10 protein-coding genes are annotated in these 11,509 nt (G+C 50.7%); 5 read left to right on the forward strand and 5 right to left on the reverse strand.

Translation table 11 applies throughout. The features are described 5' to 3' along the window. The first annotated feature begins 567 nt into the window (after window positions 1–567). The gene (gene hisS / locus AB1656_21465; protein MEW6237966.1) at window positions 568–1,914 is read left to right on the forward strand and encodes a histidine--tRNA ligase; all 1,347 of its coding nucleotides are present in this window, start codon (window positions 568–570) and stop codon (window positions 1,912–1,914) included. 285 nt (window positions 1,915–2,199) lie between these two features. Here hisS and AB1656_21470 read toward each other — a convergent pair whose 3' ends face one another. The 4 genes from AB1656_21470 to AB1656_21485 form a co-directional block, all read right to left on the reverse strand. Continuing rightward, window positions 2,200–2,946: a phosphoadenylyl-sulfate reductase gene (locus AB1656_21470; GenBank protein MEW6237967.1), complete on the reverse strand. Its 747-nt coding sequence runs from the start codon at window positions 2,944–2,946 to the stop codon at window positions 2,200–2,202. A 111-nt stretch (window positions 2,947–3,057) separates the two neighbouring features. After that, entirely contained in the window at window positions 3,058–3,639 is a 582-nt protein-coding gene (gene cysC, locus AB1656_21475; protein ID MEW6237968.1) for an adenylyl-sulfate kinase, read from the reverse strand. A 331-nt stretch (window positions 3,640–3,970) separates the two neighbouring features. Beyond that, window positions 3,971–5,974 (reverse strand): helicase-associated domain-containing protein, encoded by a 2,004-nt coding sequence (locus AB1656_21480; protein MEW6237969.1) that lies wholly within the window; start codon window positions 5,972–5,974, stop codon window positions 3,971–3,973. A 57-nt stretch (window positions 5,975–6,031) separates the two neighbouring features. Beyond that, on the reverse strand, window positions 6,032–6,424 hold the full coding sequence (locus AB1656_21485) for a DUF3568 family protein (GenBank protein MEW6237970.1): 393 nt from the start codon (window positions 6,422–6,424) through the stop codon (window positions 6,032–6,034). A gap of 149 nt (window positions 6,425–6,573) precedes the next feature. On the opposite strand from AB1656_21485, the gene AB1656_21490 reads away from it, so the two are divergent. The 4 genes from AB1656_21490 to AB1656_21505 all read left to right on the forward strand — a co-directional run bounded on the left by AB1656_21490 (window position 6,574) and on the right by AB1656_21505 (window position 11,043). Continuing rightward, window positions 6,574–8,058 (forward strand): gluconokinase, encoded by a 1,485-nt coding sequence (locus AB1656_21490; protein MEW6237971.1) that lies wholly within the window; start codon window positions 6,574–6,576, stop codon window positions 8,056–8,058. Between the two features lie 354 nt (window positions 8,059–8,412). After that, entirely contained in the window at window positions 8,413–9,828 is a 1,416-nt protein-coding gene (gnd, locus tag AB1656_21495; GenBank protein MEW6237972.1) for a decarboxylating NADP(+)-dependent phosphogluconate dehydrogenase, read from the forward strand. A 287-nt stretch (window positions 9,829–10,115) separates the two neighbouring features. Continuing rightward, window positions 10,116–10,394, forward strand: coding sequence for a zinc ribbon domain-containing protein (locus AB1656_21500; GenBank protein MEW6237973.1), 279 nt, complete (start codon window positions 10,116–10,118; stop codon window positions 10,392–10,394). A 283-nt stretch (window positions 10,395–10,677) separates the two neighbouring features. Beyond that, window positions 10,678–11,043, forward strand: coding sequence for a hypothetical protein (locus AB1656_21505; protein MEW6237974.1), 366 nt, complete (start codon window positions 10,678–10,680; stop codon window positions 11,041–11,043). A 119-nt stretch (window positions 11,044–11,162) separates the two neighbouring features. Here the strand turns inward: AB1656_21505 and AB1656_21510 are convergent, their stop codons facing one another. Continuing rightward, window positions 11,163–11,381 carry a hypothetical protein gene (locus tag AB1656_21510; GenBank protein MEW6237975.1) on the reverse strand — a complete coding sequence of 73 codons (219 nt, stop codon included), beginning with the start codon at window positions 11,379–11,381 and terminating at the stop codon, window positions 11,163–11,165. Window positions 11,382–11,509: the final 128 nt, after the last annotated feature.

Genomic DNA, 11,509 nt, shown 5'->3' on the forward strand with positions numbered 1-11,509 from the left:
GCATGATCCGCGGCGAAGGCGGCATCGCCGTACGCGCCATGGGCGAATCGAAGGTGATTTTAAAGCCGCCGTATACCGTATCTGGCGAGGATTACGTCGTCCTTGATCCTAAAAGCAGCATCACCACGGCGAAAAAAAGCAATGATGAGTGATGAATGATGAATGATGAGAACCGTAGGGTGGGCTCAAAGCAAAGCGTAGCCCGCCAGAGGCGACGCGGTGATTAGCCCACCTACCGAGGAAAGGTTGTCGGCGATTGCAGGAAGAAAACGAAGTATTTCAGAAGAGCATGTTTATAGATCCGTCTCGTTTATATTGAATATAACAATTGATGAGTCATAAAACGCGATCCATCTTACGATCACAAGGGCAGAAAAAACCTTGCCCTTGCCACCCGTCCACCCGTCGAATTCCGTTCCGCTCGCCTAGCGCCGTTTTCTTGGATATAATCTCTTTTTCAATTTTTATGAATCTGGATGAAGCATATTCAAAATGCTTTTATCCTGGTTATCCTTTAATCCTGACCATCCTGATTCTGACAAACTACTTTAAGCAAGGCAATTTATAATGAAAAAAGCGAATGCGATTAGCGGTTTTCCCGAATGGCTGCCGGAGCAGCGTCTGATCGAATTGCAAATCCTCGATCGAATCCGCGCGAAATTCGAGTTGTTCGGTTTTACTCCTATAGAAACCAGAGCCGTGGAACCCTTGGAACAGTTGCTGTCCAAGGGGGAGACCGATAAGGAAATTTACGCATTGCGCCGTCTTCAGGCGGCGGGCGAGGACGAAGAATCCGAGTTCGGCTTGCATTTCGATTTGACCATTCCCTTAGCGCGGTATGTATTGCAAAATCAAGGATATCTCAATTTCCCGCTCAAACGCTATCAAATGCAGAAAGTCTGGCGCGGCGAACGGCCGCAGGAAGGGCGTTACCGCGAGTTTTACCAAGCGGACATCGACGTGATCGCCGCTGGAGAATTGCCGCTGCATTTCGACGCCGAAATGCCTTGGCTGCTGCATGAAACGCTGCAATCGCTGCCCATTCCTCCCGTGCGCATTCTGATAAACAACCGCAAGATTCTCGAAGGTTTTTACCGTGGCTTGGGAATCGAAGACGTACAGGCGACGCTGCGCACGGTGGATAAATTGGATAAGGTGGGGGAAGAGGTCGTACTCGCCATGTTGATCGACGGCGTCAAATTGGAAAAGCCGGCGGCGCAGAAATGCTTGGAAATCGCCCGCATCCGCGAGAGCGATTCCTCCTTCGCCGATAAAGTCCAGGCGTTGGGCGTACGCAACGAGTTGTTGGATGCGGGGCTGCATGAACTGACGTTTGTGATGGATTCGCTGCAAACGCTGCCGAAAGGCTCTATCGTCGCCGACCTGCATATCGCGCGCGGCCTCGATTATTACACGGGAACGGTTTACGAAGGCTGCCTGGAAGGGCACGAATCTCTGGGCGCCGTTTGTTCCGGCGGGCGCTATGACGATCTTGCCTCATCGGACGGCAAGAACAAACTGCCCGGCATCGGCGTCTCTATCGGCGTTACTCGCATTTTGGGCTATCTCTTCGGCAAGAATCTACTGCACGCCAGCCGCAAAACCCCTTCTTGCGTTCTCGTCGCTTTGCCTTCGGAAGAAAAGCGCGCCGAGGCCAACGCCGTCGCCCGCCTTCTGCGGAAACGCGGGATATGTTGCGAAGTATTCCATCTGCCTCAGAAATATGGCAAGCAGATTCGCTACGCTGAACGATTGGGCATACCATACGTTTGGTTTCCGGAAGGGCAGGAATCAAGCGCCCATGAAGTGCGCGACATCCGTTCCGGCGAGCAGACGCCCGCCGATGCGCAAACCTGGACGCCGCCGGTAGAGGATTTATCCGTCAAGGCGGATTTTGGCGAAGCGCCTGTATAATACCAACCTGCAAAGAGATTGTTGCTTTTTTTATTCCTCTCCCAAGATTGGGAGAGGTTAGGTGAGGGTTGATATTATTAGATTTATCATTCCCTCACCCTAACCCTCTCCCAGAGGGCGAGGGAATTTATAAGTAACAATCCTAACGCAGAGTAGTATAAGTCAATCGCCGGGTGGCAAAGGCATGGCGAAGCCTGCCTTTGATCTTTGAAGCGTGTTCTATAGGGGAGGCTTAAAGCAAAACGCTGCTTGCATTTCTTCAGAGACAAGCGGGTATAGCGGGTATTACGACGCGAGAGGCGCCCTTTGAGTATGGAGGCCGCATTCGGTTTTTTCGCGGCCTGGCCAACGGCCGTCGCGGTCGTCTTCTCCCTGGCCCGCCGGACGGGTGCAGGGAGCGCAGCCGATGCTGCGGTAGCCTTGGCCGTGCAGGGGATGCTTGGGTAGATTATGATTTTTTATGTAATCCCATATTTCTTCCCGCCGCCAATGCAGCATGGGATGGATTTTAAGAATACCTGACGGTTCGGCTTCGACGACTTTCAACTCTGCGCGGCGGGAGGTTTGATCCCGTCGCACGCCGCTGATCCATCCTAACGCATCTTCCAACGCCATACGCATCGGCTTTACTTTATTTAGATGGCAGCAAAGATCGGGATTCACGCTGTAGAGCGGTGATTCCTGAGCGATATCGCTCTGCGAACCAGCGCTTATAGGTCGAATAGTGCGGATTTTCAATCCGAAGGCTTTTTGCAATTCGTCGCGGAAAGCCAAGGTTTCGGGAAAATGATAGCCAGTATCGAGAAAAAGAACCGTCATCTGCGGGCAGACTTGGGACACGATATGCAGTAGGGGAACGCTCTGCGTCTGAAATGAGGAACTGACGAATACCCCCGTTCCCAACGTTTCCCATGCCCATCGGAGAATCACTTTCGTGGAAGCGCGCTCCAATTCGTCCCATTCCGGATGGCGAAAAGCGTCCGAGCTGGCTTCAATGAGAGCGGCGTTGTTTTGATTCTCGTTGAATTGCATCTTGCATTATCCTCTTTTCCGCGTTCCCAATGGAAACGAATCACCATTCGATATAGCTTAATTCAACATGTAGGGTGGGATCAAAGCGAAGCGTAGCCCACTATCGACGGTTCACCATTCGATATAGCCCAACTCGGCAAGCTTGTTGAGGATTTTTTGCGCGCTTTCTTCCGGAGTTTCCTGTTGAGTGTCGCATATTACTTCCGGATGCAGCGGTTCCTCGTAAGGATCGGAGACGCCTGTAAATTGCTTGATCTCGCCGCGGCGGGCTTTTTCGTACAATCCTTTCACATCCCGCCGTTCGCATTCTTCCAGCGAGGCTTTGACATAAACTTCGATGAAATCGCCAATGGTTCGCCTGATTTCGTCCCTGATTTCGCGATAGGGTGAGATGGCGGCGGCGATAGCGGCGACGCCGTTTCTGGATAAGAGATGGCAAACGAAGCCAATCCGCTTGATATTCGCATCCCGGTCTTCTTTGGAAAAACCCAATCCCTTGCTGAGGTTGGTGCGGACGACGTCTCCATCGAGAATTTCGTGACGAACGCCGCGCCGGATGAATTCGCGATTGAGAATAGCGCTGATAGTACTCTTTCCCGCGCCTGATAAGCCGGTAAACCAAATCGTAAAACCTTTATTGAGGTTCGAACGGGAATCCGCGACGGACTGAGGAGCTTCGAGGATTGCGTACATTGGGTGAATGATCCTTTCGAAGAATTTATAAAGTAATCGATATTTTTTATAGTATATAAAGTATATAGAATATGTCAAGGATATTTTTTAATTTTTTTAAATTTTTTTTGGGGGGGAGGATTATCATGAAAGATGATTGGTTAAATTCAACTAAATAAAGGTGTTGCTAGTCGCTTAGCCGCTTATGGATTGGCGTTATTCTTTAGGATCGCAAGAAGGGAAATGGATGTTAATCATTTCTTTTTACCTAAATTGGTGAAGAAAATTCGTTTCACAAGTCATTGTTTTCAATTAAATAGCCACTCGCCGCTCATTACGAATCACTGTTTTTTTAAAATTCTTCTTTAGTTTCTAAAAAGATGCCCGATTCCTTCATTTTTCGTACTAGGGCGGTTTTTTCATGGGGATCGGATAGTTCAAGAACAGTATCCGTAATCGGTTTTATTTTCGATCCACCGGCGATGCGCACTCGACCAGCCGTATTGGCGTCGGGACAACGAATGATGACGGCCGTACGCATGGATATATTGCGGCAGGAATTGAACCATTCGTTGATTTCGAATTGGACGTTGCCGGGAATTTCCTTGATGGAGAATTTATGCAAATCCTCCGTGACTTGTTCCAGCGATAAACCGGTGGCGGCGGCTTTGATAATGGATTTTTTGGTGATCTGAAAAACGTTGCCCAGCCGTCTCCCGATGCGTTCGGCGAAGCGTCCGATGACCGCTTCCGCCTGGGGCGAAGGAGCGAGAAAAACGACGTCGAAGTTGGGTTGGACGACCACTTGAAATTGTTCTTCCTGGGCGAGTTGGAAATCGTTTGCGGCTTCGAGCAAATAACGGCCAGGCTCCATCATGGCGAAGGCGAGCTTTCCGTCCTTCATCCTCCCGGCCGATGCGCCCCCAAGCGTGATCAATCTCAATACGACGAATCGAAAAAGCATTTCCCTCCACGCCGCTTCTTTTTCCTCGTCGGTATTGGCGAACCGGCGCAAGAACGAGTAATCCGACGAATCGTGTTTTTGATCTGTAGGACGAAGAAAAGGATTGTTTTGAATCTCGTGATAATGAGTGAAATCGAAAAGCGAGTAGAATCGCCCGGTTTCCAATTCCAAAAACAATTTGACCAATTCGCTGGGTATAATGCACTTTTGATCGTAATAAAGAATATGATTAGACATGGGAATGAATTCGAGTTTGTAGTTGTGGGAAAATTTGGCATCTGGTTTTGGCCGGACTTTTCGATAAGCGTCGAGTATGAATCGAAGGCGTTCCTTGGAAGATTGGGCGAGCCAATGGTTTCCCTTTTTGTTTATTTCCAGTCGAAGGTCTTTGCCCGATTCCCCTTTATAGTCGGTAAAATCGAGGGTATGGAGTAAATTAAGAGCGAACTGAATGCGAAATTCCGGCGGCAGCGTTAACGGAATCGTCAACCAATCGGGAAGCGGCAATAAAATCGCTTTGAGTTGTTTTTCGACCTTGGCGAAAATCCCGCAGTCTTGGCCCCGAAGGCGAAACGGTTCGGAAGCGCATTCCACGAGAATATGCGTCATGTCTTCCATAAGGAATGGTACATGCAGCGTTTCTTCCGGTTCGACGGGCTGCGGCGGCGTGGGCGGTTGGCGGTGAAGGCGATTGGCGATTCCCGGCCATATCCAAAGAACGGGATCCATAGATACGTCGACGGCGGCGTAAAACAGCAGGTAACGCAAACCGGCTTTGATGGTTTGTGCTAGTTCCAGCCGGTTTTTTATACCTGAGAATTCGTACATATCCTTAAAAGCAACCGGTTCTGTTCGCTCCATCAAACGTTTGAGCAGATTTTTCGTCGATTGAAAGATCGTGGGGGAAATGAAATGCCCGTTTTCCCGATACGTTAGCCGGCTCCGTTCCCATTGTTCCAAAGTATTCGTTTTCAAAAAATTTTGCAGCCATTGTACCGACGTTGCTTCTTGAAGAAGGCGATTGTCGGCATTCCAATAGTATGAACGATCGTTTACCAAGCGTTCTCTTTCTTCATAAGTGAAATGCGAGTCCAAATAGAGTCTGAGATTTTGAGTGGATGGTTCGAGAATAATGGGATTAAAGGCTATTGAGCGTATGATGCGGCGCATGAGAGCATATTTTTTCTCAACTTTAACCTTGCGCCCGTCGGCGGAATCAAGTATAAAACCGGACTTTCTTAGAATTGGAAGCTCTTGTCCGAATAGTTCCGGCGCCATTAAAACGTTCATTTCCGTTTTAAATACGAATACTTGGCGGGCGGATGGGGGCAGAGAATCCCAAGCGGGAAGCGTTTGAAAAAAATCGAGCCAATTAATGTCGAATTGTTTCATGTTTAGTAACCTCGATATGTATTTTCAAAAAATGAAATACATATGGGAAGCCGAATATTAAAGCCGCTTTTCGATTTCGCTCAGGATGCGGCGGGACATGACTTCGTCGCCGAAGATATTGATGCGGATGCGGATTTCCGTCGCGTTTTCGGACAGGCTTTTGAGATTGATGTAGATTTTTTTATCGTCCGATCCGATCGCGTAAATGCGTCCCGTCAATTCGTCCTTGTTGTCTTCCTGGATGTGGAATTGCATATCGCCGCAGGTTTTGATCGTCGCCATCCAGACTTTGGAGATGGGGATGTCTTCTTCTGTTTTCAATTCGCCCTGAACGAATGCGATCGATCCGGCGCCCGCCGCTGCGCCTCCGGCGAGCAAAACGCCTGCGCATCCGGCGCCGATGAGCGAAAGGACGGCGCAAGCAAAGAGAAGGGAATAGGTTTTATTCATAGCGATCCTGCCAATTCAATAGAGAGTGAAATCCTATACAATCGATTCGGTTTCATTTTAAATTCGCGCATCGGCTTGTAAACCACGGCGGCGAGCGAAACGATTTTTCTTCGTGATGCGGCGATCGCTGAAACGAGGCTTTTTTCTTCATGAATTTTAACAATAATCCTTACGTTTTATCCATAGACGCAGGCACATCTTCCGTTCGCAGCATGCTCTTTGACGCTTCGGGGCGCGAGGTGGAGGGAATCGGGACGCGAATCCCATACGCCTTGACGAGGACGGCGGACGGCGGCGAGTTTATTGACCTCGACGAGTTTTTCCAAATTGTTTTGCAGGCTATCGATCAAGCCGTCGAAGAGGCTCGCAAGAAATCAATCGCCATTACAGCAGTGGCCTGCTGTACGTTTTGGCATAACGCTGCGGGTGTGGACGCGCAGGGGAACGCCTGCACTCCACTTTTGAGTTGGAGCGACGTTCGTCCTGGCGCCATGCTTCCGCGATTGCGCCAACGGCTCGACGAGAAAGCCTATACGCGGCGAACGGGCTGCCCTTTGCATGCCAGTTACCTTCCGGCGAAAATTCTATGGCTGCGCCAGGAAGCGCCGGAAGCGGCGAAGCGCGCGCGTTATTGGATGTCGGCGGGCGAGTATTTTTATTATAAAATTTTGGGAAAAAAAGTCTGTTCCTATTCGATGGCGTCGGCGTCGGGATTATTGGATTCAATCCGTTGCGTTTGGGACGAGGAGGCGTTGGCAGCAGCCGCCATTGAGCCGGAGCAATTGTCCGCTCTATGCGATGCGGCGGATGGACAGCGGGGAATGGCGCCGGAGTTTGCGCGGCGCTGGCCAATGTTGCGGGATGCCGTATGGTTTCCGGCGCTGGGCGATGGGGCGTGCAGCAATATCGGCGGCGGCTGCGCATCGCCGGAACGTTTCGCGCTGATGGTGGGAACGTCCGGCGCGTTGCGAGCGGCGTGGCGCGGGGCGTATCGCGAATCGCCAAATGGATTGTGGTGTTATCGCATCGACAAGACGCGGCCTATCCAAGGCGGTGCGCTCAGCAATGGCGGCAACCTGTTCAAGTGGTTGAAGGGCGCGTTGAATTTGCCGCCAATCGTGGAACTTAACGAGCGATTGCCAGCGCTGCCGCCGGACGGGCATGGCTTGATGTTCCTTCCCTTTCTGTCCGGCCAGCGCAGCCCGCGATGGAATCCTGATAGCCGGGGAACGCTGCATGGCTTGCGTCTATCCACCCAACCTATTCAAATTCTTCAGGCGGGATTGGAAGCCGTGGCCTACCGATTTAAATTGATCCACGATCTTCTAGCGCCGAATTTTCCGCCGGAGCATACGATCATTGCTACCGGCGGCGGATTATTGAAATCGCCAGCGTGGATTCAAATCATCGCCGACGTTCTTGGCCGTCCGGTCAGCGTTTCCCATGTCGCCGAAGCCTCCAGCCGGGGAGCGGCGCTTATGGCGTTGGAATCGCTGGGGGCGCTTCGCGACGTTGCGGAAGCCGATCCTATGCTTGGCGAAACGTATTGGCCAAACATGAAGGCGCATGAAATCTACCAGGCGGCGTTGAGACGCCATCTCGATTTGGAAAAGAAAATGATGAATGATGAATGATGAATGATGAATGAAAACTCCCTATGAGGGGAAAAAAATTGAATGGAGCCGATCCCTCGACGGGGTGACCGGGAGGCGAAGCTGTACCGGCCGGGTGGCTATGGTATGCGGGAAAGGCTCATCAGGAGATTCGCCCTCCCATCTTCTTGGAATGCGAATTTGGGGAGGGCGAATCTCCTGATGAGCCGCCCACCCGTAGTTCGCGGGTTATACCAGGCGTCGGGCGGCAAGGGCAAGGTTTTATTTGCCCTTGAATCAAAGGCGCGATAAGAGCAATGTATTTCCGCTCTTGAGATATCCCAACTCATCATTCATCATTCATCACTCATCATTTTCTTTAAGGAGAAAATCAACATGGGCCAGCAATTCGGCGTTATCGGTCTTGCCGTTATGGGAGAAAATATTGCTCTCAATATCGAACGGAACGGTATTCCCGCAGCCGTTTATAATCGCACGGGAGCGAAAACCAAGGCGTTTATGGAAGGCCGCGCCGCCGGTAAGAATTTTCAGGCGGCCTATACGTTGAAAGAATTCGTTGGAGCGCTGGAACGTCCGCGAAAAATCCTCGTCATGGTAAAAGCGGGCGCTGGAGTGGACGCCGTACTGCACGAGATCAAGCCGTTGCTGGAAGACGGCGATATTCTGATCGACGGCGGCAATTCCTATTTTCGCGATACGGACCGGCGCGGCGATTTGTTTAAGAATACCGGCGTTTATTATATGGGCATGGGCATCAGCGGCGGCGAAGAAGGAGCGCTGTGGGGGCCGAGCATTATGCCTGGCGGAGCGCGCAAAGCGTACGAAATTCTCGAACCGATTCTGAAAAAAATCAGCGCCCAGACTGATTCCGGCCCTTGCGTGGAATACATCGGCGAAGGCAGCGCCGGGCATTTCGTCAAGATGTGTCACAACGGCATCGAATACGGCGACATGCAGTTGATCGCCGAAGTTTACGACATCATGCGTCATGGCCTGCGATTGACGTCTAAAGAGATTGCAAGCATTTTCAAAGAATGGAATGAAGGCGAGCTGCAATCGTTTCTTATCGAGATTACCGCCAAGATCGCCGATTTTCCCGACGATCTCGAAAGCGAAGGCGTTTTGATCGACCGCATTCTTGACAGCGCCGGGCAAAAGGGGACGGGCAAGTGGACATCGCTCACCGCCATCGAATTGGGCGTTCCGGTTCCCACCATCGCCGCGTCGGTGGATTCGCGTATCCTCTCTTCGATGAAGGAGGAGCGGGAACGCGCTGCCCGCGTCTATCCCTCTCCCAAAATCCCCTCGCCGACGGACCTGGACGCGGCGGTAATGAATATCCGCGCCGCCTTATATGCTTCGAAAATATGCTCCTACGCCCAGGGATTCGCCCTGATGCGGGCCGCCTCACAGGAATTCGGCTACGGTCTGAACTATGGCGATATCGCCCGCATCTGGAAGGGCGGCTGCATCATCCGCGCTGTCTTTCTCGACCGCATCCGCGAAGCCTACAAGCGCGATCCGGATTTATGCAATCTGTTGATATCTCCCAGTTTCAGCGACGACATCCTCAACCGCATCGACGGCTGGCGTTGGACCGTTTCCAACGCCGCCCAGCATGGACTCGCCGTCCCGGCCATGAGCGCTTCGCTGGCGTATTTCGATTCCTACCGCAGAGAGCGGCTGCCTGCCAACTTGATCCAAGCCCAACGCGATTACTTCGGAGCGCATACCTATCATCGCACCGACAGCGAAGGGATTTTTCATACGCATTGGTTTGGGGAAAAATGAATGATGAATAATGAGCGATTTTACCGATTTTACTATGTTGGAAGGGGGAATTTACTTGAATGATAAAAACGAGATGAATCCAAAACTGGCGGAAATTCGCTTGGCGTTGAAAACAATTGGGCCAATCGTTATGGGGATGGGCGCTCTCTTTGTGCTCATAGGACTGGCGAGTTTTTTTTTCTTCTATCGGGTCATACTGGTCTCCTCGTTATTTTTGGTTATGTTATCTTGGAGTGCCGATTCTGCTTGCCGGATACGTACTATCCTTATTTGGATACATGGGTTCCTTGAATCGCAACCAGGCGGGCGAGATTACGTCAGTCGTAAAGGATGCTTTCAATTACGTCGCTAAAGAAACCCGCGATGGCGTCAAAACCATCGCCCACGCTGTTGAGGAAGAAATCGGTGCGGCGGCAGCGAATACTGGCAAGGAAGCAATGGTTCGATGCCATAAATGCAACCATGATAATTCGTCCAGAGCCAAGTTCTGCGAGGAATGCGGAGCGGAGTTATCAAAATCCAAATCCTGCGGCCAAAGCGGGGAATTGAAAGAGCCGGAAGCCTAATTCTGCGATCATTGCGGGCGGAAGTTCGAATAGCTCATTCAATATTATATAATCGCCGCTATTAAGTACTGGAGAGTACGAAGTTTTGAGTTGATAAAGCGCGAACCCGGAAGAAAGGACGTTTTTTTTCTAATAAAAATCCCTCTACCGTAAAGAGAAATCGTTTTCATTATTTCTACTTTTCGGGTTGAGGGATATCACAATGATTTTAGGGAGTCCAGGGAGTCCATAGTATAGCTGCATCCGCCCTTTTCAAGCCGCGTGTTCGCGTTCGCGGATTTTTATGTATTTGGTTCTGATTTTGGCGGGATTTTCCGTTCGAACGGAGTGCGTCGGGGTTACAAGTTTTATCCGAAGCCTCTTCTTGGACACAGGATTGTACCAGGGATTACTTCATTTTTTCAATTACAGCGACGGATTGGATTTGGTCTATTTGACGCGAATCTGGTGTAGGCAGGTTCATCGGATTTTCCCGGTTCTGCGAGTTGGCGGGTACGCCGTCTATGTGGCGGATGGACTGAAAGTGGCCAAAGAGGGCAAGAAGATGCCGGGGGTGAAAAAACTCCATCAAGCCTCGGAGAACAATTCGAAAGCCCCGTACATTATGGGGCATTGGTGGCGGATGCGTATTATGCGAGTGGAAAAGTGATCGGTCCCTTGCTGCGAGAAGGCCTTCAGTTGCTCACGCGAGTGCGGCAGAATGCGGTGGCGTATCGGGAGGCGGCGCCGGCGAAATAGAGGGCGAGAAAGTGAATGCTCATAAAATCCTTATTCTTTTATTTCTTGAATGATAAAATCGTCGAAAGCGGCGGCGGCGTCCGCTTTAGTCCACAAACCAATCATTCCCGCTGCGGGAAAAGTGGAATCTTCGACTTGCATATATTGTTTCCCATCTAACGACGCCGTAATGGCGGCGCCGTCGTTGGAATCACGAAGACGCGAAATGAAGAAGAAAAACACGAAAAAAGATAAAAACGGTTTCCGCAAGGCATCTCATTGTGCGAAAGATTTTTCCGTGAAATCCAAAAGAATCCACGATATCCGTGATACAAAAATTTGTGGATTTCTCCATTTTTCGCGGTTTCGTGATTCAATAACGCAAAACAAATGAGGCC

This window comes from Candidatus Omnitrophota bacterium (assembly GCA_040755155.1).
Lineage (GTDB): Bacteria > Hinthialibacterota > Hinthialibacteria > Hinthialibacterales > Hinthialibacteraceae > JBFMBP01.

Excerpts from the sequence above, each read along its gene's own strand:
- AB1656_21480 (MEW6237969.1), bottom strand. The coding sequence starts at position 5,974 with ATGAAACAATTCGACATTAATTGGCTCGATTTTTTTCAAACGCTTCCC.
- cysC (MEW6237968.1), bottom strand. The coding sequence starts at position 3,639 with ATGTACGCAATCCTCGAAGCTCCTCAGTCCGTCGCGGATTCCCGTTCG.
- gnd (MEW6237972.1), top strand. The coding sequence starts at position 8,413 with ATGGGCCAGCAATTCGGCGTTATCGGTCTTGCCGTTATGGGAGAAAAT.
- AB1656_21470 (MEW6237967.1), bottom strand. The coding sequence starts at position 2,946 with ATGCAATTCAACGAGAATCAAAACAACGCCGCTCTCATTGAAGCCAGC.
- AB1656_21490 (MEW6237971.1), top strand. The coding sequence starts at position 6,574 with ATGAATTTTAACAATAATCCTTACGTTTTATCCATAGACGCAGGCACA.
- hisS (MEW6237966.1), top strand. The coding sequence starts at position 568 with ATGAAAAAAGCGAATGCGATTAGCGGTTTTCCCGAATGGCTGCCGGAG.
- AB1656_21505 (MEW6237974.1), top strand. The coding sequence starts at position 10,678 with ATGTATTTGGTTCTGATTTTGGCGGGATTTTCCGTTCGAACGGAGTGC.
- AB1656_21485 (MEW6237970.1), bottom strand. The coding sequence starts at position 6,424 with ATGAATAAAACCTATTCCCTTCTCTTTGCTTGCGCCGTCCTTTCGCTC.